The following is a 25,413-nucleotide window of genomic DNA, read 5'->3' as shown; positions in this document are numbered from 1 at the left end:
AAACTGGATAAATAATCTATGGCCCAAGGCGACATCAAAAAGGTTGTGCTTGCCTATTCTGGCGGGCTCGACACCTCGATTATTCTGAAGTGGTTGCAGACTGAATTTGGCTGCGAAGTTGTAACATTTACCGCTGACCTCGGTCAGGGAGAAGAGCTGGAGCCAGCTCGACGAAAAGCCGAGCTTCTGGGTATCCGAGAAATCTATATTGATGATCTGCGCGAAGAGTTCATACGGGATTTTGTATTCCCAATGTTCCGGGCCAATGCAGTTTATGAGGGTGTGTACCTGCTGGGTACATCCATCGCACGGCCTCTTATTTCCAAGCGTCTTATTGAGATCGCGGAGAAAACAGGCGCGGATGCAGTTGCGCACGGCGCAACCGGAAAAGGCAACGATCAGGTTCGTTTCGAGCTGGCTTGCTATGCGCTCAACCCAGATATCAAAGTGATCGCCCCGTGGCGTGACTGGACCTTCAAGTCCAGAACAGACCTCCTCAACTTTGCCGAACAGCATCAGATTCCGGTGCCAAAAGACAAACGCGGTGAAGCTCCGTTTTCCGTTGACGCTAATATGCTTCACTCTTCTTCCGAAGGTAAAGTCTTGGAAGACCCTAATGAGGAAGCGCCGCACTATGTCTTCCAGCGTACAGTCGACCCTGTCGATGCGCCGGATGAAGTGACCGAGATTGAAATTGGTTTTGAAAAAGGCGACGCGAGCTCGATTAACGGCCTCCACATGTCTCCAGCCACCTTATTCGCCAAGTTGAATGATTATGGCCGCGATAATGGCATTGGTCGTCTGGATTTGGTTGAGAACCGTTTCGTGGGCATGAAGTCCCGTGGGATCTATGAGACACCCGGCGGAACAATTCTCCTGCAAGCGCATCGCGCAATGGAATCCATTACTCTGGACAGAGACGCAGCACACCTCAAAGACGAGTTGATGCCTCGGTATGCGAAACTCATCTACAATGGCTTCTGGTTCTCACCGGAACGGGAAATGCTGCAAGCCATGATCGACCAGTCGCAGGAATTTGTAACAGGTTCCGTAAAGCTCAAGCTTTACAAAGGAAACGTCATTGTTGTGGGTCGATCTTCACCTTATTCCCTCTACTCAGAAGAACTTGTCACTTTTGAAGACGATCAGGGAGCCTATGACCAGAAAGATGCTGCTGGTTTCATTAAGTTGAACGCCCTTCGTTTGCGTACACTGGCAAAGCGAAACAAGATCAAGGCCAGCTAGTAGCCCGAGATTTCGTTTGCCAATGATTTTTGTAAGTGAATAAATAAATTAAGCCGCTCTAATTAAAGAGCGGCTTTTTTTCACCTTCACGCTGGAGAACGCTTCTTCGAAAAGTCGACGTCGATATTCGGAACAAGAAACACGTACAGTGCATTAAAGAACTTCAAGAGTGATGCTGGTTCGCAGACATCGCTCTATCAATTGCTTTTCGCTCTTTCTCCACCTGCTTTTTCTGGTTACAACTTCCAGGTTCATGTAGGAAGAAACAGAGAATAAAAGCAGCAGTCAAGAACGCGGGAATTACAACCAATGCTGTCTGGTAGTCCACCAAAGTAGGATTATGAACAGCTTGACCTGCAACTACATTACTTGCACCCGACAGTATATTTCCAGGTATAGCCATCAAAAGGCCACCCGTAACAAATTGTACTGCATTCACAAGGGCAGCAGATGTTCCGACCAAACTGACGGGAACCAACTTTGCAGCTATTGCATAGGGCAACATAGATCCACCTGCCCCAAAGCCGAATAGGAAAAATGCAACACTTGCAACCGATACTGAGCTATCCGAAAGTGCAAGCATTGCGACAACACTCACAATCTGGAGCAGACAAGCGCCCCCCATTACAATAACGGTGCGACCTACTTTTTCCGAAAGATAAGAAAATATTGGTGCACCAAGTGCCAGCCCCATCCAGCACAATGAAGTAACCGAATGCGTATCTGAGACCTCCATACCACCAGCTTGCAGCAAGCGTGGGCCCCAAACCACTCCAATTGCAAATAGTGACCCAAATGTAGCCCCGCCAATAAGCGTGTTAATCCAGCTGGCTCGGATCGCCGCCACAGTACTGACCGAATTTAAAATTCCGTCAATAAAAGCGTGGAACCCTTTCCACCCTTCTCTTGTACCTTCAGCCTTTGGTGGATCCCTTAGAAGAAAGAACATTCCAATCGCGACGACAGCTCCGCACAGAGCGATCCCACCAATTAATTCACTCCAATGTACGCCGTATACCCCCAGCAAACTGGAAATTGCACGCTGACCAAGCAAAGCACCTATGGATGCAGCAAATTGCACCAGAGCAAACATAAAGCCATAGTGAATTGGCGCGAACCATTGACCACCAATAAAACCTGCCCCGATAAAGCCAAAGGATGCACCCAGAGCCATAAGCACCTGCCCGGCAATGAGCATTTCAACGCCATTTGCCCTACTAAAGACAAAAGCCCCTAGCGACAGAACAATGACGGCTAGAGGCAAACACTTGCGAGTTCCAAGTTGGTCAAGCATTGACCCTGAACAAATCTGAGCTATGGCAAAAACCCATGTGTAAACTGAGCCGACAAGACCTACTTGTGTCAAAGTTAAGCTCAGATCAAAGGCCATTTCCTTATTCGTAATGGCATATCCCGATTGCATGACAAATACTACAATCACAAAGGCTGTACCCAGCGCCCAGTTAAGCCAGGCATGATAACCGCCTAAATAACTATCTTTATTTTTGAGTGAATTAAATCCGGCTTCGCCACCAGCTTCGCCATCGTCGTGTCGCATGCTCTAGTCCTTCCTTTGCAGAGCTCGATACGAAAACAAAAAGGGGCACTCATTGAGCGCCCCTCATGATCACATTAGGATCACTTATTTGATTTTGCTTCTGGGTGTGTTTCTTTCATGATGATAGAAACAATCAAAGCAGCAGCCAAAACAACTGTGATAGGCAGCATTGCAAACTGGGAAGCAGCTACACCTTCAAGACCCAGCTCAGCAGCTTCGCCGAAACGTGCACCAGGCAGACCCATCAAAATACCACCGAAGATGAACATTGTACCGTTCACAACAGCTGCGGAAGTACCAATTTTTTCAACTGGAACAACGTCAGCAGCACCGGAGAATGCAAGCATGTGGGAAGCATTCGCGAAGCCGAAGATGAACATAAGAGCGATACACGCTGTAGCGCCAAGACCATCAACATATAGCAGTGCGGCAAGAGCTGCCAACTGTACAGCTGTACCTAGAATGTTTGGCAGTTTACGAGAATGTTTCTTTTCAGACCAAGCTGGAACGATGGCAGAACCAACAGCCAGACCAATCCAGAGCATGGAAGTTGCAAGGAATGCCTGACCTTCACCAACGCCATGAGCCATAACAATCTTAGGAGCCCAGATAACACCAAGCGCCAGCATTGCACCAAATGTTGCAGCGCCCCAAGCGGAAGCTACGAGAACTTGGAAGTTCTTAGCAACATCGATCAGCTTCATTGTTACAGCGCTAAGGAAAGAACCAACGCTTTTAGCTTCAGATTTAACTGGCTCAGGATCACGGATGTAAATCAGAGATACGACGAAAAGGAATACACCAAAGAAGCCAACGTAGTTGAACAGTGTACGCCAGTCCATGACATCCAGAGCCATGCCGATCAGATTCTGAGAGAATGAAGATGTTGCAGCAGCAACAACCTGAACAAGGCCGAACATCACGCCAAACTTGGCCATGCCGAACCATTTACCGCCAACATAACCAGCACCAACGAAGCCTGTGCAAGAACCGATGGCCAGAACCATCTGAGAAATCATCAGGGTTGTAAAGTCGGTTGCGTTTGCAAAGATAAATACACCAGCCGTAACAAGTGCAACAGATATTGGCAGAACCTTACGAGCGCCAAGCTGATCGAGGATAGCACCGCCGTAGAACTGGCACAAAGCAAAGACCCAAGTATAGGTCGCAGCGATGATACCAACTTGCGCAACTGTTACGCCGGTGGAAGCCTGCATAGAGCCGTTAACGATCGCGTAACCGGTCTGAATGGAAAACAGAAAAACAACAAAAGTAGTAGCGATCACCCAGACGAGCCAAGCAAAGGCTCCTCCAGTTTTAGGGGCAGCTGCTGCACCCTTTACTTCTTCTACTGTGGACATAAGGGGTATTCCTTTAGTTTTTTTCAGGTGAATGCCCCAGGAAGAGGAGGCACTCACTATTTGTTGAGCTATGGCGTAGCACCTATCGGTGCCGCTAGGCCTTATGCGAAAACAGCGTTTTTGCCGGTTACGGCTTCTGCACCGCGGTCATAGACCACGTCACCTGCAACGTATGTTGCGCGAGTTGCGCGGTCGTCACCCAGTGTCATGAGAATGAAGAGCTGCTCTTCGAAGTCTTTTGCGAAGGACATGCGGAAATCGATTGCTGGTGTGGACTTAAGGTCCAAAACAACAATGTCGGCTTCCATGCCAGGGGCCAAATGGCCGATTTTGTCATCGAGGCACATGGATTCTGCTGTGCCGCGTGTTGCCATATAGAATGCGTGACCAGCAGAAAGAGCGTTACCATTCAGCTGAGCTGCTTTGTAGGTTTCGTTCAATGTCTGCAAGATGGAGAAGCTTGTACCTGCACCAAGGTCTGTCGCCAAACCAACACGTACTGGGCGTTCATTTTTCTTTGCGTTATGAACGTTCAGGAAGCCTGAGCCCAAGAAGAAGTTGGATGTTGGACAATGGGTGATTGTACCACCGGTTTCAGAAAGGCGAGAAAGTTCTTTTTCTGTCAGGTGGATGCCATGACCGAACAGGGCACGATCACCACATAGACCGAACTTGTCGTATACGTCCAAATAACCTTCATGCTCTGGGTACAGGTCTTTAACCCATGCAACTTCATTCACGTTTTCAGAAACGTGAGTTTGCATGAACGTGCCTTTATGCTCATTCCACAATGCACCGGCTGCTTCCAGCTGTTCTGGAGTAGAAGTCGGAGCAAAGCGCGGAGTAACCGCATACATCTGACGACCTTTATTGTGCCACTTCTCAATAAGGGCTTTAGAGTCGTCGTAGCTCATCTTGGCTGTATCACACAGAGCTTCTGGAGCGTTACGGTCCATCATCACTTTACCAGCGATGTTACGCATGTTCAGGCGTTCAGAAGCTTCGAAGAAGGCATCCACTGAACCTGGATATACAGTACAGAACGTTGCAACAGATGTTGTACCTGCACGAAGTTGCTCACGAAGGAATACTTCAGCAACACGTGAAGCATGGTCTTTATTTGCAAACTGTTGCTCAGCGATGAATGTGTAGTTGTTAAGCCATTCAATGAGCTGCTCACCATACGCACCAATAATCTGCGTCTGCGGATAGTGCACGTGAGAGTCAATAAAGCCAGCCATAATAACAGAATCTTTGTATTCTGTTACTTCAGTACCCTCTGGGAGTTTCTTAAGCATGTCTTCCGCAGGGCCAAGATCTTTAATCTTTTCACCCTCGATAAGAATGATACCGTCACTCTCAACCTTCATCACTTCTTCTAGAGAAGAGCGGAACGGATCACCAGTAAATGTAAGGTAAGTACCGCGGATCGCTTTTGTTGTCATAATGAACTCCGTCATACGAGTTCGAAACGCACACCGCGTACCTTACACTTACACGGAATTACTCCGTGCAGTGGCGCGTAGCTGGTCATATTAACCAGCCGCATCAGGATCTATTTGGTCGAGTGGTGATCCGCCAAAAGACGACGCCGTGCCCGTTTCGAAAAACTGCATTTTGTTGTCACGTCCCGGACCTACTTCGAGATCGAGTTAATTTGTCCGACGGCGTATGAAAGATGTATAAGATGCACCTGTCAGATGGTCTATAATTATTTATACGTACGCACATCTACTTTATGCGACTTGCTGTCACTGCAACAAAGTAGCGCTTAACCATTTGTATTCTTTAATATTTCAGGACAATAAGAGGCTAAAACATTGTAAAATATAATTTTTTTATTAGTTGTATAGATATACTCACCACTCCCCACCCTCTGTATTAAGTAGAGTTCCTACGAAATAGGTACTTTTACTGCGACCAAATTTCCGCGAAATATTTGTTACTTTTTCGTTTTAAAGCCAAAAAATATTGCCTGTTACAGGCAGTTTCGCGTTCACCTTCCCCCTCGTTGCCACCAAAGGTTCTGAACCTATAGTTAATAAAAACTTCGCATATATATTTTGGGGTTAAGACCACCAATAGGAAAAGGGGCCAGATAATGTCGCCGATCAATTATTTCGCTATACAAGCCTACAACAACGCTTGGGCAAACCATCGACTTCTTAAAATCTGCGGTGAGCTATCACCCTTTGATCTTGAAGAGGAAAGGCAAAACTTTTTTCCAACTATTATTGAAACACTCAACCACATCCTGACGGTAGACTGGTACTACATCAGTGCTCTGGAGGGAGAGAGTATCGGCTTTACGGCTTTTGAACCTGAAATTCCATTTAAGAAGCTTCCCAAGCTCATGGAAGCACAGAAGAAGGCTGACCAACGGTTAATCACAATCTGTCGTGAGGCCTCTTCAGAAACGCTCCTGAGTACAGTAGAGATCAAACGCGCCAAGAGTAGTCAGTTTGAGCGTTTCGATCGTGTACTCATGCATTTGCTTCAACACCAGATACACCACCGCGGTCAAATACATGCCATGCTGTCTGGGACAAGTACCAGGCCGCCACAACTGGACGAGTTCTATTTGGATGATCCGCAGGAGCGGAAAGACAGGGCGCCTGAACTTGCTGCTATTGGATTAAGTGAAGAACTGGTTTGGGAAACCATGTAGTTAAAAAGGGCGCACAAAGCGCCCTCATTTATCTTTTATACTGGAATTATAACTCTGCGAGAGCCTGAGCGACGTCAGCAAGCAAGTCTTCTGTATCTTCCAAACCGACAGACAAACGCAGAGTATTAGCGGAAATTCCCAACTCAAGGCGGGCTTCTTCCGCAACGCTCTGGTGTGTTGTCGTTGCGGGATGGGTAATCAGGCTCTTAGCATCCCCAAGGTTATTGGAGAGGTGGATAATATTCAGTGCATTAGAGAATTGAAATGCTGCCTCTTTCCCCCCTCGAATATCAAAGGCAACCATTGTAGACCCAGCTGCCATCTGTTTTCGAACAATATCAGCTTGAGGATGGTCGGACCGTCCGGGGTAAATAACGCGCTCAACAGCAGAGTGCTCCGCAAGAAGATCGGCGATCTTTGCAGCTGATACGGTCTGTTTCTCAACGCGAAGCGGTAATGTTTCCAATCCCTTAAGGAGCACCCATGCATTAAACGGACTCATTGACGGCCCGGTGTGCTTAAACATGTCATGGAACTCTTCCTCGATCCACTTCTTGTCTGAAAGCACCACACCACCCAAACAGCGACCCTGACCATCAATATGCTTTGTTGCCGAGTATATGACGACATCTGCACCCAACTGTAGCGGCTTTTGCCACATGGCGGTTGCAAACACGTTATCGACAATAAGACGGCCTCCTACAGCATGAACCATCTCGGCAACAGCCTGAATGTCCACCACTTCCAGAGTCGGGTTTGTGGGACTCTCTAGAAAAGCGGCTTTGGTATTTGGCCGAATTGCGGCCTTCCATTGCTCAAGATCGCTTCCATCAATAAGAGTAGATTCTACTCCAAAGCGTGGCAAAAGCTGCTCGATGATATAGCGACAGGAACCGAACAGAGCTTTAGGTGCAACAAAATGGTCTCCAGCCCGAACACAAGCCATAATTGCAGAGTTTACTGCGGCCATACCTGATGCTGTCGCCCGCGCAGCTTCGGCACCTTCAAGCTCACACATGCGCTGTTCGAACATAGAAACCGTGGGGTTTGCATATCGAGAGTATACATAGCCTTCTTGCTCTCCAAGAAAGCGTGCCTCTGCTCCTTCTGCACTGTCGTAAACATAGCCTTGAGTCAGATAAAGTGCTTCAGACGTTTCACCAAAGCTGGATCGAGTTGTCCCAGCATGTACCAACTTGGTTGCCAGTCTCCAGTTTTCTTTTTTTTCTGTTGTCATAGTGCCTGTTCCTGCCTGTTTCCTGTAGTCGGCCTAACACCCTCCTACAAAACATAAAACCCCGGCCAGTTTATGCCAGGGTCTTTACAAGAACCCGGCCCTTTAGCTAGTTTTTAACGTGGTAGCAAGCCGGCCGGCCCAAATCACCACGAATCTCCATATCAAGATTTATTGCAAATAATGCACTGCGTCAATCTGAGCTATCCGCAAAGCCGCTTGGCTTAATCTCAATTCTCCTATAATCACAGAAACTAGTTAATGTGCAGATTCATGAATCTGGCAGTTCCAATAATTTTTAAACTTCCAACGGGGCAATCGGATACATTATGGGCGGAATTCTTCCAGCTAGAGCCATCAAAGGCATGTTCGCAGATGGAGCAATCAAAGCAGACAAAGCTCCTGATGCCGATCAAATCCAACCGGCTAGCTTGGACCTGCGCCTTGGTTCAAAAGCCTGGCGCGTTCGAGCCAGTTTTTTACCTGGCCCTGACGCAAGCGTTCAAGAAAAAATGGAAGGCCTTGTTCTCCACGAAATTGACCTCTCCCAAGGGGCTGTTCTGGAAACAGGCTGCGTTTACATTGTCCAGTTGCAAGAATTACTTAACTTGCCCGAAAGTCTATCTGCAACGACCAACCCAAAGAGTTCCACGGGGCGTATTGATGTCTTCACCCGCGTGATTACAGATGGTGGCCGTGAATTTGACCGCGTACAGGAGGGTTATCAAGGTGCGCTATATGCGGAAATTTCACCGCGCACGTTCCCTGTTCTCGTCCGTAGTGGTTCACGCCTATCGCAAATTCGTTTTCGCAATGGGGACGCTCTGATTTCCGACAGTGATTTACACCAGATCCATAAAGACCATACCTTGATGTCTGGCGGAAATGAAGTAATTGGCGGTGGAGTACAGCTTTCCATAGATCTCAAAGGAGAAGGCAAAGGCAGCCTTATAGGTTATCGCGCAAAACGCCATACTGGCGTCATTGATGTAGACGTTCAATCGGCACACGACCCTCTCGACTTCTGGGAGCCGATTTATAACCGTGGGGATGCTTCCATAATTTTGGACCCCAATGAATTCTATATTCTGGTTTCGCAGGAGGCGGTTCACATTCCACCCATGTATGCGGCAGAAATGGTTCCTTTTGATCCATTGGTTGGTGAATTCCGTGTCCACTATGCAGGCTTCTTTGATCCAGGATTTGGGCACTCAACAGTTGGTGGCTCAGGTTCCAGAGCTGTTCTTGAAGTACGCTCCCATGAAGTTCCTTTCCTCGTTGGGCATGGGCAAACTGTGGGGCGCCTCGTTTATGAAAATATGGCCGAAAAGCCGGCCACACTATATGGCGAAAGAATCGGTTCGAATTACCAAGGGCAGGCACTAAAGCTCTCCAAACATTTCAAAACACCACAAGGTTAACCTATGGCCGATCTTTTTACGGTCTCCAGAGAGTGGACAGCGGAACTGGAAGAAAAAAAGTCCCGCTTCCTTGCGACCCTTATTCCCTATGAAAGCTTTGATGAGCGTCTCAATCAGCTTCGTGAAGAGCACCGAAAGGCAAACCACCACGTAACCGCCTTCCGCAACGTTCTCGAAGACGGGCGCATCGTTGAAAGTGGTAAGGATGATGGAGAACCGGCAGGAACTTCTGGAATGCCTACGCTTAAAACGATGATCGGCGCAAAGTTGGTGAATTGCGGTGTCATTATTACACGCTATTTTGGCGGGACCAAACTAGGAACAGGAGGGCTTGCCAGAGCTTACTCAGGCGCGGCCAATTTGGTTATATCTGGAGCAGAGCTTCATCCTTGGTATCCCATCATCACCAAGACAGTCACCGCGAGCTTTGCAAAAAGTGCCGAACTTGAGCGGAAAATTGCAGGTCTCTGCCTGACTGTTTTAGATAGAAATTTTACAGAAAACGGTGTCACTTTGACAGTAGAGGGCCCCAAAGCAACAATTCAGAAACTCTAATAGCCCAATGCAAACCCGTCTTTGCGAGGGTCGGAGCCACCAGTCAAAACACACGTGTCTTGATTAATCAATATTCCCTGGCCGCCTCCCAATGGCACTTGAACCCGATTCACGGTATGCCCCAATCCTTCAAGGTATTCTATTGTTTTTAAAGGAATACCCTCCTCAGCTTGTAACGCTAACGTTTTTTCGTCGATAAACATTCTCGGTAAATCTATGGATTCTTGTATGTCCATCCCATACTCCAAGAGATTAGCAAGAACATGCGCATGGCCACAGGGTTGATAGCCTCCTCCCATGACGCCAAAACACAAGGCAGGAACCCCGTTCTGGAGAGCCATGGCGGGAATGATTGTATGTAGTGGTCGCTTGCCCCCGGAAAGCTCATTTGGATGACCTTTTTCGAGGCTAAAACATGCCCCTCGACAATGTAACAGTACCCCGGAGTGTGGAGTTATAAAACCTGACCCAAACCCTTGATAAAGTGAGTTAATCAAAGAAACAGCCATTCCGTTTTTATCAACCACACTAAGATAAGCCGTATCGGATGAAGGTGAGAGAAATTGGTGGGAAAGACGGGGCAGAACACTCCTGCGATTTATTCGTTCCGCAAGCTTATCAATATACTCAGTTTCAAGAAGTTTCTTGGCGTCAAATGCCATATGATCTGGATCAGCAAAGAAATAGTCACGACTGGAATATGCAAGTTTAGCAATCTCCATTTCCAAATGAAACCGCTCTCCCCCTAATGGATCTAGGTCAGACATATCAAAGCGTTTCATGAGCTCCAGCATAACAAGTGCGATGATGCCCTGCCCATTGGGTGGCAATTCAGCCACTGTTAAGCCTTTATACTCCGTTGTAATCGGCAGCACATCTGTAGCTTGCATCTGGGCGAGATCATTTGCAGTTATCTCTCCACCTGCGGATTGGATAAGCTCTTCAATTTCCTCGGCTATTCTTCCATGATAAAAAGCGTCTACGCCTTTGATAGCAAGGGTGTCCAAAGTATTGGCGAGAGCTGGAAATGCCATCACCTCTCCAGACTTGGGTGGCCTTTCATCAATTAAGTAGGTTTCTCGCGTTACTTTATTACGTAGCAGTAGGTCATGGTGACGTTTCCAATCCCAAGCAGTTCTTGAGGAAACTGGAAACCCATCTCGGGCATACCCAATCGCACGTTGCAAAAGGCGCCCAAACTCCATGCTGCCATGGTCATTGGACAGTTTCTCCCAACCACGAAGAGCACCTGGCACCGTAATAGCCTCAACAGAATCGGCAGTTATTTCGGTGTAGCCTCGCATACGCAACTTTTCGGAACTTGCATTTTGTGCCGCGCGACCTGAGGCATTTATACCATGTAAGGTGCCATCTGGTTTAGCAATAAGCGCAAAGCAGTCTCCGCCAATACCGGTCATATGCGGCTCTACCACACTCAGTACAGAGGCAGCTGCAATTGCTGCATCTGCCGCATTTCCCCCTTCCTTCAAAATCTCTAGTGCAGCATATGTCGCAAAAGGATGAGAGGATGCAGCCATGGCATTCTTGGCATAAACGGGTGAACGGCCAGCAAAATGGAAATTTCTAGTCAATTCGCCCCCTTAAAATCTAAGTGATCTTGGTATTTCTTCCCATGATACGTTTTCAGGCAGACATTACAATCAAAAGATGCTTCACCACCAAATGCACCCAATCGTTATGTGCATCACTTTTGAGACCTGAGAGGAGTGGAAGTTGAAACTGGTGCAGGTTGATCTGAAGCGGACTTTCCAAAATAAATTTAAAATCGCCGAGTGAAAACACTCGGCGATTTTAAGGCGTGCCTATGCAGCACGAATATTCTCCAAATATTTTTCTACTAGAACACGTAATGCTTCTGACTGCTCAGTCAACTGGGTGGAAGCTGAAAGGACCTGCCCCGCCTCTTCTCCTGCATTTTGAGCAATTGCACTAACACGACTTGTTGCTTCAACCACTTCTGAGGAGCCTTGTGTCACCTGCTGGATGTTACTGGATATTTCATTTGTGGTTGCCACTTGCTCTTGAATCGCTCCAGCAATACCGGTGGACACATCCCGTATGGACCCAATAACACCTGCAATTTCATTAATCGCCTCAACTGCTTTTTGTGTCTCTGCCTGAACGCTTTGGATTTGCACTCCAATTTCTTCTGTTGCTTTACCAGTCTGGTTGGCCAGCCCCTTCACTTCGGAAGCAACAACAGCAAATCCTTTTCCTGCATCCCCTGCTCTTGCCGCTTCAATAGTTGCATTCAGCGCCAGAAGATTTGTTTGCTCGGCAATATCGCTAATAATGGAAACAACTTCTCCAATGCGCTGCGCAGCAGCGGTTAAGCCATTTACAGAAGCTTCCGCAGTTGTTGCTCGGTCGACAGCTTCCTGCGAAGTTTGAGCTGAGCGCTGCACTTCGCTATCGATCTCCTGCACAGTGATCGTCAGCTCTTCCGCAGCACCTGCAACCGTTTGCAAGTTGGTAAGAGATTGCTCGGAAGCACTACTTACAGTCTGCACTTCCATACTGGTTTGATCCGAAATGCTTGCCATACTTGCAGCTGTTGTATGCAAGGTATTACCAGCATCTGTAACAGTTGCTAAAATTTGGCGAACGCTCGCATCAAACTCTGAGTTTAATATTTCAACTCGTTGTGTACGTTCAGCCTGCTTAAGTTGTTCCACCTCTTCTCTTTGGTGAAGTTCGTCACCTTTGCGAAGGTCTTCACGGAAACTTTCAACTGCACGCCCAATTTCGCCGATTTCATCTTTGCGCTGTGCTGCAACAACCTCAACATCAAAGTTTTTATTTTGTACCTCCACAATCGCTTGTGCCAAAGCATTGAGAGGCCGACTGATTTTTCTGGCCGTCCAGTTACCCAAGAAGAACAGAACAACAACAATACCCAAAGCAATGAGCGCCATGTTCTTTATCAGGCTATCAACAGCGGCAAGAGCTTCAGAGCTCTTCATCTCTACAACAAGAAATGCTTCCTTACCATTTACCATTAAAGGTATAGCAACCATCAAAAAGCCACCAACTTCCATGAAGTACTCATCCGCTTCAGGATCAGCATTCCTCATTACCAACAGTTGTGTAAGCTGGGCTTCCTCCAGACCAATAGTGAGTACAGGGATGTCAGGAAAAAGTGGCTTTTGAGATAGCAGTAGTCCATCTGGGTTAAGCAAATAAGCCTGTCCGCTAGCGCCAAGTCCTGATCGGTCAAACAGGATATTATTAAGCTGGACGCTCTCCATACGCGCCATCAGCACCCCTTCCAAGACATCTTCTCCATGCTTTTCTGCATAGATCGGGGTCCCAATGAAGTATGAAGGTGCGTCATCTGCTGGACCGTAGTTTTTAATCAAAGACACAGAGACTTCACCGGGTTGTTGTTTACTGGTTTGATTAAATACATTTGCAAAGTCGGTCGAAGAGAAGTTTTGGTCTTTGATATTTGAGAAGAACTCCGGTCCTTTTGTAACCGAATAAATAACTTCGCCAGTGGTTGTTATGACAAACAAATCCGCATAGCCACCACCTCGAAATACGTTTAGGTAATCGCTATGTAGGTCAGAATGCTGCCACGAATACAAGGCATCATTCATTTGAACTTCGCCACTAAGATTAATTCGCTCTTCCCGTGACAGTTGGGGGTTTTGAAAGTGGGAGAGAATTGTGTCTCGTTCTTCCTTCGAATTGGCGTAGATCGACTTCAGTTCTGTTGCTGTTCGCTCAACTGTGTTCGATTCAGCAAACCGCATAATCTCTTCTATTCGCGCAGTTTGTTGTGTCTCAATCTGTCCTTGGCGAAGTTGCCCAAGCAGTAGAAGTCCCTGTCTTTTTTCCTCAATGAAAAACTCCTTTCCCATTAAGAATGCTTCAATTCCCACCAAAAGACTGGAGATAACTGAGAACACAAGAAACAAGGCTGGAAGACGGAATGAGAGCCTATAAAAAGTGCCACCCGTTTTCGGATTATTATTATTTGTCATAACTTAAATCCCACCATTAAATTGTAGGATGATAAATTAGAGGGGAAGAAATTTACAAAATAAAAACTTATCAATTTTTTCGCTAATTTCCACAGCTTTACTTGTATAAAGCTATGGAATCTCAACAAAGTAAAACATAATTTCAATTATTCCTAATAGAAATTACGCTAGTATCGAATTAATACATAGGACTTTCTACCTACTGCACAAAGTCGAGAGAATTCCAAAGTATGTATTTAGAAAAAAGGGGCTGGAACCAGTCGGCTCCAACCTGTGCCATCCTATTTCTTCGCTTGAGCTAAAGCGTCTATTTTTTTCTGCATTTCTGCAAGTTGTTTTTGAACATCAGTAAGATCTGGCTGACTTGAGGGCGTAGGCTTTGGTTCATTTTCCTCTGGCCTTGTTTGAGCACCCACCCCCATTTCGCTCCCATCAAATGGGTTAAACATCTTCATGGCGCGGTCAAACATTTCCGCATTGCGCTTTACCTGCTCTTCAATCACGCCGAACGCAGAAGTCCCAAATGCATCTGACATTTGTTTGCGGATTTTGTCCTGTTCTTTGGTAAGCGAAGACATCGTGTACTCAAGATAGCTTGGCACCATGTTTTGCATTGAATCACCATAAAAACGAATCAACTGGCGTAGAAACGTAATAGGCAGCAGGTTCTGTCCTTTATTTTCTTGATCAAAAATAATCTGAGTTAAAACAGAACGTGTAATATCTTCACCACTTTTTGCATCATGTACAGTAAAGTCCTCTTCATTCTTCACCATCACCGCCAGATCTTCCAGCGTCACATACGAGCTGGTTCCGGTGTTATAAAGACGCCTGTTCGCGTACTTCTTGATGATGGTGGCGTCGCCAGTATTTGTCATTTCGCCTACCATGCTATGGCGCATCATGCGCAATTAATTTTAATATGTTCAACATCCGTTAAAATCAGACGTTTCCTCAAAACAACCTTAAGCCCAAATTATATCTCGTGACTACCGTTTTAATCCACCTAAGAAGCAATCCGAAGATTAATACCTTTGGATGCTGGAAATTACCGCTACAGTTCGAATAATGTACTAACAGCGCAAGGCTGTAACTTTCGCAGGAATAAAATCTTAGTGTAATATTAATCTATACTCTGGCCCAAGCCTAAGTGCGGCCTGATAAAGTAATTGGAGGAAAGACATGAGTAATCCCCTTGACGTCGTCATTGTCGCTGCAACGCGTACTCCTGTAGGGTCGTTCAATGGTTCATTTGCCAATACTCCTGCAAGTGACCTTGGCGCAGCAGTTATAAAATCCGCCTTGGAAAAAGCACAAGTTGCCCCAACGGATGTAAACGAAGTTGTGTTTGGACAGGTTCTTACAGCAGGTCAGGGACAAAACCCGGCCCGGCAGGCAGCGGTTAAGGCCGGTCTTCCAGAAAGCTCCACGGCTTGGTTGCTGAACCAAGTGTGTGGCTCAGGTTTGCGTACAGTTGCAGTGGGCATGCAACAAATCCAATCCGGTGATGCACAAATCATTGTAGCTGGCGGACAGGAAAACATGTCCTTGTCTCCTCACTGCCAACATCTTCGCAATGGCGTAAAGATGGGTGACTACAAAATGATTGATTCCATGATCAAAGATGGTCTGTGGGATGCCTTCCATGATTACCACATGGGTCAGACGGCAGAAAATGTTGCTACTAAATACGAAATTCCGCGCTCCCAGCAGGACGAGTTTGCAGTTGCATCCCAAAATAAAGCTGAGGCTGCTCAAAAGGCTGGAAAGTTCAAAGACGAAATCACGCCAATCACCGTCAAAGAGCGTAGATCCGAGCGTATCGTTGAAGATGATGAGTATATCCGTCACGGAGCTACACTAGAAGCTATGGCCAAGCTGCGCCCAGCTTTCGCCAAGGGTGGTTCCGTTACCGCCGCTAACGCCTCTGGCCTCAATGATGGAGCAGCGGCACTCGTGCTTATGTCCGCAGAAGAAGCTCAAAAACGAGGTCTGGCACCTCTTGCCCGCATTGCCTCTTGGGCAACAGCTGGTGTGGAAGCTTCACTGATGGGGACAGGGCCAATCCCTGCTTCCCAAAAAGCGCTTGAGAAAGCTGGCTGGAAAGCTGAAGAACTCGACTTGGTTGAAGCCAACGAAGCATTTGCGGCTCAAGCCTGTGCAGTCAACAAAGGGCTGAACCTTGACCCATCCAAAGTTAACGTGAACGGTGGCGCGATCGCAATCGGTCATCCTATAGGAGCATCAGGCGCACGTATACTTGTAACATTGTTGCATGAAATGAAAAGAAGTGACGCAAAGAAAGGTCTAGCAACTCTGTGCATTGGCGGCGGAATGGGTGTCGCTATGTGTGTAGAGCGCATTTAAATTTATTAGCTTTTAGGATTAATTAGGCAGAGTTTGACTTGACTCTGCCTTTTTTTATCTTTGTTATCTTAGTTTGGGAGTCATTTCTAAGTACGGATATTTCTTATGAGCAATGTAGCAGTCGTCACTGGCGGAACACGTGGTATTGGCGCAGCAATCGCAAAAGGTCTGAAGGAAGCAGGCTATACGGTTGCGGCAACTTACGCTGGAAACACCGAAAAGGCGGAAGCTTTTAAGGCGGAAACAGGCATTCAGGTTTACAAGTGGGACGTCTCAGATGAGGAAGCCTGCAAATCGGGTCTTGCCCAAATTACAGAAGAGCTTGGAGACATCGAAGTTCTGGTCAACAATGCGGGTATCACGCGTGATGGCTGGTTCCACAAAATGAGTTATGAGGATTGGTCTGCCGTTCTAAGGACTAATCTGGATTCTATGTTCACTATGTGTCAACCCGTTCTGGAAGGCATGAGGTCACGCGGTAGCGGTCGTATCATTAACATCTCCTCAATCAACGGTCAGAAAGGCCAGATTGGTCAAACCAACTACTCTGCGGCAAAAGCCGGGGTTATTGGTTTCACCAAAGCACTTGCACAGGAAAATGCGCGTAAAGGCATTACAGTCAACTGTATCTGCCCAGGTTATATTGACACCGATATGGTTGCAGCAGTTCCTGAGAAAGTTCTGGAGGGTATTATCGGCCAGATCCCTGTTGGTCGCCTTGGCAAAGCCGAGGAAATTGCGGGTCTTGTTAAATATCTCAGCTCCGATGCAGCAGCATTCATGACTGGTGCCGTTCTAACCATCAATGGTGCTCAGTACATCGCAAACGGCTAAGCTGCGTTCAGTAAAGACAAAAAAGCCGCCTTTGAAAAAAGGCGGCTTTTTTTATTTCAACCTTACAAAAAGAAAAGGCTGCCCAAATTGGACAGCCTATTCAATTAGATTGGTTCTCACCAATTCTGCTCAACCTTAGACGTCGTCTTTTGGCTGAAGGATCTGGCGACCGCGGTACATGCCGGTCTTCAGGTCAACATGGTGCGGACGACGAAGTTCGCCCGAATCCTTGTCTTCCACGTAGCTCGGTTGACCGAGGGCGTCCACAGAACGGCGAAAGCCGCGCTTCATACGCGAAACTTTTTTCTTAGGAACTGCCATCGTAGCTCTCTCTCTCGTCAATTCTCACGCGCCGGGGCGCGTAGCCTCAACGTGCGAAACACATAAGTGTCAGAATGGCGGGGTTTATACAGGCTAATTATATAATTAGCCAGTCTATTCTACGAATTATTTTCGCATCACTGCTTTGGCTTATTTAAACAGTCAAGCACAGTGCCAGCCACCTGAGTTCGACTACGATTTATACTGGCTAGACGCCGATGTCCAGACCCCGGTCTTGACGGATTTCTAATAACAGGATTTGGAAGTGCCGTCGCAAGTAAAGAAGCTTGTGTTTTACTCAGGCTTTCTGCCGATTTACCGAAATATTTCTGTGTAGCTGCCTCGATTCCAAACACGCCCTCACCCCATTCCACAGTGTTCAGGTAGATCTCAAAGATACGACGTTTGGAAAGGACCATATCCAATAACAGTGCCAAAGGAGCTTCCAAAGCTTTCCGCGCATAATCTCTGTCATTCCAAAGAAAAAGATTCTTTGCAAGTTGCATGGTGATCGTGCTTGCACCCCTTGGCTTCTCCCCTTCAAACAGGTTATCCAGTTGCGCCTTTATTGCTAGCCAGTCAATTCCCTCGTGCTGGCAGTACTGACTGTCTTCGGAAACAACTACAGCCCGCTGCAAGTTTGTTGAGATGTCGGAAAGAGGACGAAACTTCCGTTCAACAGTTTCCCCCGACAAGTACCTGCCAAGCATAAGAGTGGAAACCGGATTGACCACGGTATATAGAATCGTCAGCAGTACCGGCGTGAGAACGACAGCCGCACATATGCCCATTGTCCACTTGACCAGACGACGCTTAAAAGAAGGCTTTACACCCGCTTGCTGAGACTTTTTCGCTCTTTCAATACCTGCCGCCAATCAGCCTACCCAACCTCTTTCACTTGTTGCTGTCATAAAGTTTGAAAAAAGATCTGCCATTAAACGAGCATTTTCTTCTTGGCTTGAGTGTTTCCGCCAGACGAAGCATAGATCTCGCATCGCTTCTACCCCTTCAATATGACTGAGACAAATGGACGTGCCGCTCGTCACATTGGACTCAACCGCCACCTGTGGGATTAACGTGAGTCCTAGCCCATTATCCACCATTTGCACCAGCGTCGTCATCGACGTCGCCTGTAGTTCCTCGCTTGAATTGGCCACACCTCCGGTAATGGTAGCCAATACATGATCCCGTAAGCAGTGGCCGTCCTCCAGTAGCAACAGGACCTCATCTCGCAAGTCATCCAGCGTTATGGTGTCTGCTGCCACCAAGCGATGGTTTTGAGGCAATGCCAGCAGCAACTCATCACGGCCAACCAGTTTCTTTCTAAACCCCTTAATATCATAGGGTAATGCAAGCAGAACGGCATCCAGCCGTCCTTCACGCAGGCCACTCACCAGATTTCTTGTTATATCCTCTCTAAGATACAACTTTAATTCCGGATAGCTTTCCCTCAAACTTGGCAGAAAGCGAGGTAACAGAAAAGGGGCAATACTGGGAATCACTCCAAGACGGAATCGCCCATATAAAGGCTTCTGCCGTGTTTTTACCCCGTGAACGAGATCCTCCGCATCACGAAGCAGAGATGTCGCCTGCCCAAGAACCTGCTCTCCCACATCCGTCAGCAATAAAACACGTCCAGAGCGGTCAACAAGTTCACTCCCCAGTATGTCTTCAAGCTGGCGAATCGCCGCCGATAATGTGGACTGCGTCACATTACAAACTTCGGCAGCTTTCGAAAATGACCGATTCTCTGCCAGAGCTTTGAAATATTGGAGCTGCCGCAAAGTTGGTAACATTAAAATTCATGCTTTCTGTGAGCTTTAGGGAGTCGTGTAATATTACAAAACCCCCTATTTTTCAGTGGCTTCTTGTACTATGTAATGTAGCATCGATAAAAGCGATACAACAGTTCGTTTTTATCGTTTTGACCAAAGTTACGTCAGTAGGCATATAGACCTCAGTTGCAATGCTCGCCAAACGCGGCAAGCACTTCTGTTTTCATGTGCCAAATTGCACAGAATAAAATAATTAGGAGAACGACCATGCTCGGCATCGGCGATAAACTACCAGAATTTGAAGTAGTTGGAGTAAAGCCAGGTTTTAACAACCACGAAGAAAATGGCGAAAGCGCTTTCGCGCCGATCACTGAAAAGAGCTTTGAAGACAAGTGGAAGGTTATCTTCTTCTACCCTAAAGATTTCACATTCGTTTGCCCAACTGAAATTGCTGAATTCGCACGCCTTTCCGGTGAGTTTGAAGACCGTGATGCAGTTGTTCTGGGCGGCTCCACAGACAACGAATTCTGTAAGCTGGCATGGCGCCGTGATCACCCAGATCTGAACAAGTTGCCAATCTGGTCTTTTGCTGACACAAACGGCTCCCTGACAGACGGTCTTGGTGTACGCAGCCCAGACGGCGTTGCATACCGTTACACCTACATCGTTGATAACGAAAACACCATTCAGCACGTTTACGCAACCAACCTGAACGTTGGTCGTAACCCTAAAGACACCCTGCGTGTTCTTGATGCTTTGCAGACAGACGAGCTGTGCCCATGTAACCGTGAAGTTGGTGGAGACGTTCTAGCTGCATAAGCTGGTATCCGCCAATACCTTAAGACCGGGGTACCCCACCTTCCCCGGTCTTTACTTTGCTCACTCCTGCTTCTTTTCATTCAACTTTACACGTTAAGAGACTGCCAATGTCCATTGATAGCTTGAAATCCCAACTGGCTAACTTCGCCAAAGATGTCCGCCTGAATCTCAGCTCCATGAGCACAGATGAAAGCCTGAGCGTTCAGCAGAAGTATGGCTTGATGGTTGCCTGTGGCATCGCCTCTCGCAATAAGCAGGTGAAAGACGCGCTTATCGCAGAAGCTGCACCGCACTTGAGCGATGAGGCTATGGACGCCGCAAAAGCTGCCGCAACTATCATGGGCATGAACAATATTTACTACCGCTTTGTGCACCTGTCTGCAAACAAACAGTACGGCACAATGCCCGCAAAGCTTCGCATGAACGTGATCGGCAAGCCGGGCGTTGACAAGGTCGATTTCGAGTTATGGTCTCTTGCGGTTTCCGCCATTAATGGCTGTGGCATGTGCATTGACAGCCATGAAGCGATTCTTCGCAAGGAAGGCATTACTGCGGAAATGGTACAAACCGCAGTCCGTTTTGCCTCCATTATACAATCTGCCGCAATTGCTCTGGAAGCAGCCGAATAAACTTACCAGAGTTTCTAATAATAATCGGCACCCCCACCTGAAGGCCAGTGATTGTTCACTGGCCTTTTTTAGGCCCGCCGCCTTGTCGACTCGCTTTCTTCGTTAATCTCTATTTCATTTTCAAACATATAATCACGTATGATCGGCACAGCTGACCGCTCTTTTGAGAGCAAAATCTGGAAAACCATCATTTTTCCATGCAAGAACATCACAGAGCATGCGGCTAGATAAAACTCCCACATACGACAAAAACGCTCATCGTAAATCTCTTTAATTTGCGCACGATTTTTTGCGAAGTTTTGTGCCCAGTGCTCTAGCGTATAATGATAGTGCAACCGCCAAATTTCCGAGTCGCACACCCACAGCTTCGTTTTTTCAGTTTCCTCAAAAACCTCTGACATCGAGGGACAATAGCCACCGGGGAAGATGTACTTATTCATAAAGGAGCTTTCATAACTGGGTGGTGTGTAGCGCCCAATTGCATGTATCAAGGCGAAGCCATCATCCTTGAGGCATCTGCGAATCATAGAGAAGTATCTCCCATAGTTTCCGATGCCCACATGTTCCATCATGCCCACGGAAACAACGCGATCAAACCTGCCTTCAAACTCGTTGTAGTCTTTGCATACAAATTTTACGCTGTCGCTCAGACCTGCATTTGCAACCCTCTCTCTTGCTATTTTTATCTGCTCGTTGGAAACATTGAGAGACGTTACATCAAAGCCAGCCTGCCCCATACGGATGGCAAGTGAGCCCCAGCCGCCGCCAATTTCCAAAACACGCATGCCCGGTTTTAGATCCAGCTTGGCCAAAATATGGTCCAGCTTTGCCTTTTGTGCCAACTCCAGAGGGACCGCGGGGTCTTTGAAGTAGCCACAGCTGTAATTCAAGCCCTCGTCCAGAAACAGCCGGTACAGGTCCGTCGATAAATCATAGTGATGTCGAACCTGCGCTTTAGTCCGGTTAATGTTGAGGTGGTGACCCCGGCGCTGTATCCATGTAAAGACTCGTAGGAGGGCCTTATAGAAAGGTTTTTGTTCGGCAATATTATTATTGATGACAAAAACAGACAGAACATCGTTTAAAGACGTGCCGTTTTCCAGTGTAAGTGTTCCATCCATGTACGCCTCGGCGGCGCCTAACTCAAAGGAATACAGCAGCTTTGAATACAAACGCTCATCGTGTATTTTTACACAAGCATGTGGGCCTGGCTCAATGCCGCCAAACACAAACCTGTTCCCTTTTACATCGAAAATGACCAACTGGCCTTTGCTAACTATAGCTTTGAGGAGCTTTGATAGAGCGCGCATATTCCTTCCCTCTGTATCTAGCTGCTTCCTTCCGCAGGTGGAAAAGAAAATCTTTCCTTAAGGGGACTACGACTTCTTTCCAAAATACCGCGTTATTTCCCCAAGGTAAACTATGTGCTCTTCCCTTATATTTTTCTAATAAGCCTAAAGTTTTTCTAGACAGTGCTTTACGTTTCCCGCATATCCCGACTGCTGCGAATATTTTAGTATTTTGCGAAGGAACTTCCCGGTGAATACTCAGATCAAAGACTCCATGAATTCTACGGCTTTAAAGATTGAAGAACATCTGTCGTTACTCCTGAGTAATCACCTGCATGAAGGGGAAGTCCAGCGCCCCCAACGATTGCTTGACGCCATGAAGTACTCCGTTCTTTCTGGAGGAAAGCGTCTTCGCCCATTACTAATAGTTGAAGCTGCCCGCCTTTTCGGCAGAGATGATAAAGGAGTGTTGATCGCAGCCTCGGCTCTGGAGTGTATCCACTGCTACTCCCTTGTGCATGATGACCTTCCGGCCATGGATGATGATCATGTGAGACGTGGTCGTCCAACCGCTCATATCCAATTTGATGAAGCCACCGCAATTCTCGCAGGTGACGCGCTTTTAACCTACGCTTTTGATTTAATCGCGGATCCTCTTGTCCACCCCAGCGCCGAAGTCCGTTTAAGGTTGTCTCGCGAGTTGTCTCGTGCCTCTGGTCTTGGGGGAATGGCTGGCGGTCAGATGCTGGATCTGGAGTCTGAGCATAGGGATCGCACCGAGGTGGAGATCCGTACCCTTCAGGCAATGAAGACCGGTGCGCTCATCCGCTACGCCTGCCGTGCAGGGGCGCTTCTAGGGGATGCAGAAGAAGCGGATGTAAGCCGGTTGACGCGTTTTGGAGAAATCATCGGACTTGCCTTCCAATTGGCTGATGATCTGCTGGATCTCAAAGGCGATTCCGCCGTTGTCGGGAAAGCCACCGGTAAAGACGCTGCCGCCGGAAAGGCTACTCTGGTCGGCCTTTTGGGTGAAACCCAAACCCGCGAGGAGCTGAATAAACTGATCAACGAAGCCAATGATCTGCTGTCCCCATTTGGCGAGAAAGGGGAGATATTGCGCACCCTCGCCCACTTCATTGCAGAACGAGACAACTAGGGCAAATTGCAGGGCTTCCCTCTCACCCCTCCTCAAAAGGTTCATGACCAACGGGTAGTGGCACCGCATGGCTCCATGCAGTGGGAAAAGGGGTCTCGCTCTTAACGAGAGTGGCAAGGCGGGCAGGCCAGAACCTGCGCAGTAACTAATAAAATGTTTCTTCGGCTTTGGCATTCCACCTTGCCCGGGATTATTTTATGCGAAATACTGGGGTAACCAACAGCAGTCGAAAAATACGGTTTCCCGCAGCTGCTCGCGACTCTGGAGGGGCTCCTTGTATCCGTCGGACCTTTACAGCAAAGCCCGAACAATATCTCACCGGGCCCCTTGAAGATGCGTTACCTCCCCAAACAACCCCATCCCGACCCATAACTTCACGACGGACGGTCCGCCGCTGCTCGTTTTTATGGGCACGAGGCCAAGCATAGGGCAGGGTAACAGGAAGGGGATAAGTTTTCGGAAGGTTTTAAAGAAGCTACCTTCCACTACAGCAGTAACCGTTGTGCAAATTCTCTTTCCCAAAAAGAAAACTCAACAACTTAAGTCTCTCTTTTCAAATCAGAAAAAGTAACTTAGCTGTGTCATTCAAACGCAACCAAGGAGCTCACTGGTGCAATCCATTAGATATGAAGTGGTCAACACTTTAGACCTAGATAGCTTCCTGAGCATATTATCTCGCAGTGGTTTGGCGGCAAGGCGCCCGGTGCATGATCAAATGACTATCGAAAAGATGGTTACCAATGCCTCTTTTTTTATAGTGGCATTCGACGGTAAACAGTTAGTGGGGGTGTCTAGATGCCTCTCTGATTTCGCTTTTGCATGTTATTGCTCAGAGCTTGCTGTGGACACCAATTACCAAGGTCTAGGCATTGGTAGGGAATTACTAAAATTAAGCCGACAGCATGCAGGAGAGTCCTGCGCTTTTGTTTTAGTTTCTGCACCAAATGCTGAGGGCTTCTATCAATCCATTGGACTGACTAACTTTCCATCATGTTTTGGTTGGCCGCCCAATGCCAAAAATGGACTTTGCTAAAGCAAGATTGCGATAGAGGCAGTAGTACAGGCAGCTTGATACTGCCTGAAACTGAGTTTGTGCTGACATTCAGCCCCAAGAGCAGGTATCTTCCCACCCTAAACGGTCAGGGGCAAGCAACACCGTTTTGTGTGCCGCACTGAAAGAAGTTTGTGCCGCCCGTATTCCATTGAATGAGCCATCCATAATTATAGGAGGTATTAACGGGGTTTTGGGGGGCATTCAGGAATTTATCTTGAACAGCAAGTCTGAACGTATTCAGATTCTGAAGATCATTTGTGTCCACGAAATTCTGGCAGGCATCTCCCCAGCGCCGACCTGAATCCACGTAGTCCTCATTGTTCCAAACAAATAGTATGTTGTCGACAACAGTTTGAAAGTCGTTACCGGGAAGTAGCGCCGCATTGTAACGGTTATCTGCATCTGCCACCGCCGGATTTCCATTGCCCACAAGCTGGCAAGCCCCTTGCGGGCCAAGGAGCGCTGCAATGTCATCGCCATACTGGTTGTTTGTCAGTTTCAAAACCGTATCAACCCCGACCGCCGTGGAGCAGCTATCGAAGTAGACCGTTGCAGGTGTGCTGGGGTGTGCGGCCTTGAAATACTGCGCGAAGTCTGCTTTCGGTATGTTCCCAACCTCGTCTTCACTCCCGTGGGAAACAACATAGACATTCTCAAAGGTATCAAGCCCCGCAGTCGCTTCCATGGCCGTCACAGTGCCATCATTCGCCATGAAAAACACATCGTTTGCTCCATAACGGCGGGAGGCCCAGAGGGTATCGATTGAATCCCGAGGGTCCTGACAGATAAGATCCGTCATGATAATCGCCCCTGATGCAAGTGCTGAACTGGGTAAAGAAAGGAGGCCCACAACAATACATGCTGGTATGTAGCTAGAACTTCTGTTCATCTTCAAATGCTCCTGACGCAAGTGGTTCACACAACAAAGACTTGCAAAATCAGGTTTCGTGAAAACGAAAGTGCCTTTTGGCTAATAGAACGTTCCCGTCGATCAGGCTTGAGATGTCAGATGCGGCCCAGCCTAAACAGGTGGGCAGGAGCGATACCCAGACGAGGTAAACGCGCGGGGATGACGAGTTCACAGTACGCTGCGTTTTAATCCCATCGGGATTGTCTTATC

General features: G+C 47.5%; 22 protein-coding genes and 1 riboswitch. Of the genes, 10 read left to right on the top strand and 12 right to left on the bottom strand.

From position 1 onward, the window contains the following. Nucleotides 1-18: 18 nt before the first annotated feature. Nucleotides 19-1,245 carry an argininosuccinate synthase gene (locus P6574_RS00365; protein ID WP_310618432.1) on the top strand — a complete coding sequence of 409 codons (1,227 nt, stop codon included), beginning with the start codon at nucleotides 19-21 and terminating at the stop codon, nucleotides 1,243-1,245. Nucleotides 1,246-1,408: 163 nt separating this feature from the next. On the opposite strand, the gene P6574_RS00360 is transcribed toward P6574_RS00365, so the two are convergent. The 3 genes from P6574_RS00360 to guaD all read right to left on the bottom strand — a co-directional run bounded on the left by P6574_RS00360 (nucleotide 1,409) and on the right by guaD (nucleotide 5,609). Further along, nucleotides 1,409-2,803: an MFS transporter gene (locus P6574_RS00360; RefSeq protein ID WP_310618431.1), complete on the bottom strand. Its 1,395-nt coding sequence runs from the start codon at nucleotides 2,801-2,803 to the stop codon at nucleotides 1,409-1,411. An 80-nt stretch (nucleotides 2,804-2,883) separates the two neighbouring features. Further along, nucleotides 2,884-4,164, bottom strand: a complete 1,281-nt coding sequence (locus P6574_RS00355; protein WP_310618430.1) for an MFS transporter — start codon at nucleotides 4,162-4,164, stop codon at nucleotides 2,884-2,886. Nucleotides 4,165-4,265: 101 nt separating this feature from the next. Next, nucleotides 4,266-5,609: a guanine deaminase gene (gene guaD / locus P6574_RS00350; protein WP_310618429.1), complete on the bottom strand. Its 1,344-nt coding sequence runs from the start codon at nucleotides 5,607-5,609 to the stop codon at nucleotides 4,266-4,268. 656 nt (nucleotides 5,610-6,265) lie between these two features. Between guaD and P6574_RS00345 the strand changes: the two genes are divergently transcribed. After that, nucleotides 6,266-6,832, top strand: a complete 567-nt coding sequence (locus tag P6574_RS00345; RefSeq protein ID WP_310618428.1) for a DinB family protein — start codon at nucleotides 6,266-6,268, stop codon at nucleotides 6,830-6,832. 46 nt (nucleotides 6,833-6,878) lie between these two features. Here the strand turns inward: P6574_RS00345 and P6574_RS00340 are convergent, their stop codons facing one another. Next, complete coding sequence (locus P6574_RS00340; RefSeq protein WP_310618427.1) at nucleotides 6,879-8,069, bottom strand: O-succinylhomoserine sulfhydrylase; 1,191 nt, start codon at nucleotides 8,067-8,069, stop codon at nucleotides 6,879-6,881. An 82-nt stretch (nucleotides 8,070-8,151) separates the two neighbouring features. After that, nucleotides 8,152-8,229, bottom strand: a riboswitch (SAM riboswitch). 166 nt (nucleotides 8,230-8,395) lie between these two features. Here P6574_RS00340 and P6574_RS00335 point away from each other — a divergent pair. After that, entirely contained in the window at nucleotides 8,396-9,487 is a 1,092-nt protein-coding gene (locus tag P6574_RS00335; RefSeq protein ID WP_310618426.1) for a 2'-deoxycytidine 5'-triphosphate deaminase, read from the top strand. Nucleotides 9,488-9,490: 3 nt separating this feature from the next. Then, nucleotides 9,491-10,042: a YigZ family protein gene (locus P6574_RS00330; RefSeq protein WP_310618425.1), complete on the top strand. Its 552-nt coding sequence runs from the start codon at nucleotides 9,491-9,493 to the stop codon at nucleotides 10,040-10,042. Here P6574_RS00330 and ggt read toward each other — a convergent pair. The 3 genes from ggt to phaR form a co-directional block, all read right to left on the bottom strand. Beyond that, on the bottom strand, nucleotides 10,039-11,634 hold the full coding sequence (gene ggt, locus P6574_RS00325) for a gamma-glutamyltransferase (RefSeq protein ID WP_310618424.1): 1,596 nt from the start codon (nucleotides 11,632-11,634) through the stop codon (nucleotides 10,039-10,041). The genes P6574_RS00330 and ggt overlap by 4 nt on opposite strands. A 231-nt stretch (nucleotides 11,635-11,865) precedes the next feature. Then, the gene (locus P6574_RS00320; RefSeq protein ID WP_310618423.1) at nucleotides 11,866-14,049 is read right to left on the bottom strand and encodes a methyl-accepting chemotaxis protein; all 2,184 of its coding nucleotides are present in this window, start codon (nucleotides 14,047-14,049) and stop codon (nucleotides 11,866-11,868) included. A 281-nt stretch (nucleotides 14,050-14,330) separates the two neighbouring features. Beyond that, a complete protein-coding gene (gene phaR, locus P6574_RS00315; protein ID WP_310618422.1) occupies nucleotides 14,331-14,927 on the bottom strand; it encodes a polyhydroxyalkanoate synthesis repressor PhaR in 597 nt (198 codons plus the stop codon). 304 nt (nucleotides 14,928-15,231) lie between these two features. Here phaR and P6574_RS00310 point away from each other — a divergent pair, with 304 nt between their 5' ends. Both P6574_RS00310 and phbB read left to right on the top strand, forming a co-directional pair. Then, nucleotides 15,232-16,416 (top strand): acetyl-CoA C-acetyltransferase, encoded by a 1,185-nt coding sequence (locus P6574_RS00310; protein WP_310618421.1) that lies wholly within the window; start codon nucleotides 15,232-15,234, stop codon nucleotides 16,414-16,416. A gap of 105 nt (nucleotides 16,417-16,521) precedes the next feature. Then, the gene (phbB, locus tag P6574_RS00305) at nucleotides 16,522-17,250 is read left to right on the top strand and encodes an acetoacetyl-CoA reductase (RefSeq protein ID WP_310618420.1); all 729 of its coding nucleotides are present in this window, start codon (nucleotides 16,522-16,524) and stop codon (nucleotides 17,248-17,250) included. A 135-nt stretch (nucleotides 17,251-17,385) separates the two neighbouring features. Here the strand turns inward: phbB and rpmF are convergent, their stop codons facing one another. The 3 genes from rpmF to P6574_RS00290 form a co-directional block, all read right to left on the bottom strand. Next, nucleotides 17,386-17,571 (bottom strand): 50S ribosomal protein L32, encoded by a 186-nt coding sequence (gene rpmF, locus P6574_RS00300; protein WP_310622066.1) that lies wholly within the window; start codon nucleotides 17,569-17,571, stop codon nucleotides 17,386-17,388. A 137-nt stretch (nucleotides 17,572-17,708) separates the two neighbouring features. After that, nucleotides 17,709-18,446 carry a monofunctional biosynthetic peptidoglycan transglycosylase gene (gene mtgA / locus P6574_RS00295; RefSeq protein WP_310618419.1) on the bottom strand — a complete coding sequence of 246 codons (738 nt, stop codon included), beginning with the start codon at nucleotides 18,444-18,446 and terminating at the stop codon, nucleotides 17,709-17,711. Next, nucleotides 18,447-19,367 (bottom strand): hydrogen peroxide-inducible genes activator, encoded by a 921-nt coding sequence (locus P6574_RS00290; RefSeq protein ID WP_310618418.1) that lies wholly within the window; start codon nucleotides 19,365-19,367, stop codon nucleotides 18,447-18,449. A 246-nt stretch (nucleotides 19,368-19,613) separates the two neighbouring features. Here P6574_RS00290 and P6574_RS00285 point away from each other — a divergent pair, with 246 nt between their 5' ends. Both P6574_RS00285 and P6574_RS00280 read left to right on the top strand, forming a co-directional pair. After that, the gene (locus P6574_RS00285; protein WP_310618417.1) at nucleotides 19,614-20,165 is read left to right on the top strand and encodes a peroxiredoxin; all 552 of its coding nucleotides are present in this window, start codon (nucleotides 19,614-19,616) and stop codon (nucleotides 20,163-20,165) included. Between the two features lie 107 nt (nucleotides 20,166-20,272). Next, entirely contained in the window at nucleotides 20,273-20,794 is a 522-nt protein-coding gene (locus P6574_RS00280) for a carboxymuconolactone decarboxylase family protein (RefSeq protein ID WP_310618416.1), read from the top strand. A gap of 68 nt (nucleotides 20,795-20,862) precedes the next feature. Here the strand turns inward: P6574_RS00280 and P6574_RS00275 are convergent, their stop codons facing one another. Then, nucleotides 20,863-22,104, bottom strand: a complete 1,242-nt coding sequence (locus P6574_RS00275) for a cyclopropane-fatty-acyl-phospholipid synthase family protein (RefSeq protein WP_310618415.1) — start codon at nucleotides 22,102-22,104, stop codon at nucleotides 20,863-20,865. 253 nt (nucleotides 22,105-22,357) lie between these two features. Here P6574_RS00275 and P6574_RS00270 point away from each other — a divergent pair, with 253 nt between their 5' ends. Both P6574_RS00270 and P6574_RS00265 read left to right on the top strand, forming a co-directional pair. Next, on the top strand, nucleotides 22,358-23,239 hold the full coding sequence (locus P6574_RS00270; protein WP_310618414.1) for a polyprenyl synthetase family protein: 882 nt from the start codon (nucleotides 22,358-22,360) through the stop codon (nucleotides 23,237-23,239). Between the two features lie 610 nt (nucleotides 23,240-23,849). Continuing rightward, the gene (locus P6574_RS00265) at nucleotides 23,850-24,272 is read left to right on the top strand and encodes a GNAT family N-acetyltransferase (protein ID WP_310618413.1); all 423 of its coding nucleotides are present in this window, start codon (nucleotides 23,850-23,852) and stop codon (nucleotides 24,270-24,272) included. A gap of 106 nt (nucleotides 24,273-24,378) precedes the next feature. On the opposite strand, the gene P6574_RS00260 is transcribed toward P6574_RS00265, so the two are convergent. After that, a complete protein-coding gene (locus tag P6574_RS00260) occupies nucleotides 24,379-25,182 on the bottom strand; it encodes a hypothetical protein (protein WP_310618412.1) in 804 nt (267 codons plus the stop codon). Between the last annotated feature and the right edge of the window lie 231 nt (nucleotides 25,183-25,413).

Origin of the sequence: Pseudovibrio sp. M1P-2-3 (assembly GCF_031501865.1) — a bacterium.
Taxonomy (GTDB): Bacteria; Pseudomonadota; Alphaproteobacteria; order Rhizobiales; family Stappiaceae; genus Pseudovibrio; species Pseudovibrio corallicola.
This window is presented reverse-complemented; position numbering and strand designations above follow the sequence as displayed.

What these genes read in the sequence shown, in the direction of transcription:
- P6574_RS00290 (WP_310618418.1), bottom strand. Translation starts at nt 19,367, where the DNA reads ATGTTACCAACTTTGCGGCAGCTCCAATATTTCAAAGCTCTGGCAGAG.
- P6574_RS00310 (WP_310618421.1), top strand. Translation starts at nt 15,232, where the DNA reads ATGAGTAATCCCCTTGACGTCGTCATTGTCGCTGCAACGCGTACTCCT.
- P6574_RS00365 (WP_310618432.1), top strand. Translation starts at nt 19, where the DNA reads ATGGCCCAAGGCGACATCAAAAAGGTTGTGCTTGCCTATTCTGGCGGG.
- P6574_RS00340 (WP_310618427.1), bottom strand. Translation starts at nt 8,069, where the DNA reads ATGACAACAGAAAAAAAAGAAAACTGGAGACTGGCAACCAAGTTGGTA.
- P6574_RS00320 (WP_310618423.1), bottom strand. Translation starts at nt 14,049, where the DNA reads ATGACAAATAATAATAATCCGAAAACGGGTGGCACTTTTTATAGGCTC.
- P6574_RS00260 (WP_310618412.1), bottom strand. Translation starts at nt 25,182, where the DNA reads ATGAACAGAAGTTCTAGCTACATACCAGCATGTATTGTTGTGGGCCTC.
- rpmF (WP_310622066.1), bottom strand. Translation starts at nt 17,571, where the DNA reads ATGGCAGTTCCTAAGAAAAAAGTTTCGCGTATGAAGCGCGGCTTTCGC.
- P6574_RS00335 (WP_310618426.1), top strand. Translation starts at nt 8,396, where the DNA reads ATGGGCGGAATTCTTCCAGCTAGAGCCATCAAAGGCATGTTCGCAGAT.
- P6574_RS00280 (WP_310618416.1), top strand. Translation starts at nt 20,273, where the DNA reads ATGTCCATTGATAGCTTGAAATCCCAACTGGCTAACTTCGCCAAAGAT.
- P6574_RS00270 (WP_310618414.1), top strand. Translation starts at nt 22,358, where the DNA reads ATGAATTCTACGGCTTTAAAGATTGAAGAACATCTGTCGTTACTCCTG.
- guaD (WP_310618429.1), bottom strand. Translation starts at nt 5,609, where the DNA reads ATGACAACAAAAGCGATCCGCGGTACTTACCTTACATTTACTGGTGAT.
- P6574_RS00355 (WP_310618430.1), bottom strand. Translation starts at nt 4,164, where the DNA reads ATGTCCACAGTAGAAGAAGTAAAGGGTGCAGCAGCTGCCCCTAAAACT.
- P6574_RS00275 (WP_310618415.1), bottom strand. Translation starts at nt 22,104, where the DNA reads ATGCGCGCTCTATCAAAGCTCCTCAAAGCTATAGTTAGCAAAGGCCAG.
- P6574_RS00285 (WP_310618417.1), top strand. Translation starts at nt 19,614, where the DNA reads ATGCTCGGCATCGGCGATAAACTACCAGAATTTGAAGTAGTTGGAGTA.
- phaR (WP_310618422.1), bottom strand. Translation starts at nt 14,927, where the DNA reads ATGACAAATACTGGCGACGCCACCATCATCAAGAAGTACGCGAACAGG.
- P6574_RS00360 (WP_310618431.1), bottom strand. Translation starts at nt 2,803, where the DNA reads ATGCGACACGACGATGGCGAAGCTGGTGGCGAAGCCGGATTTAATTCA.
- phbB (WP_310618420.1), top strand. Translation starts at nt 16,522, where the DNA reads ATGAGCAATGTAGCAGTCGTCACTGGCGGAACACGTGGTATTGGCGCA.
- P6574_RS00345 (WP_310618428.1), top strand. Translation starts at nt 6,266, where the DNA reads ATGTCGCCGATCAATTATTTCGCTATACAAGCCTACAACAACGCTTGG.
- P6574_RS00330 (WP_310618425.1), top strand. Translation starts at nt 9,491, where the DNA reads ATGGCCGATCTTTTTACGGTCTCCAGAGAGTGGACAGCGGAACTGGAA.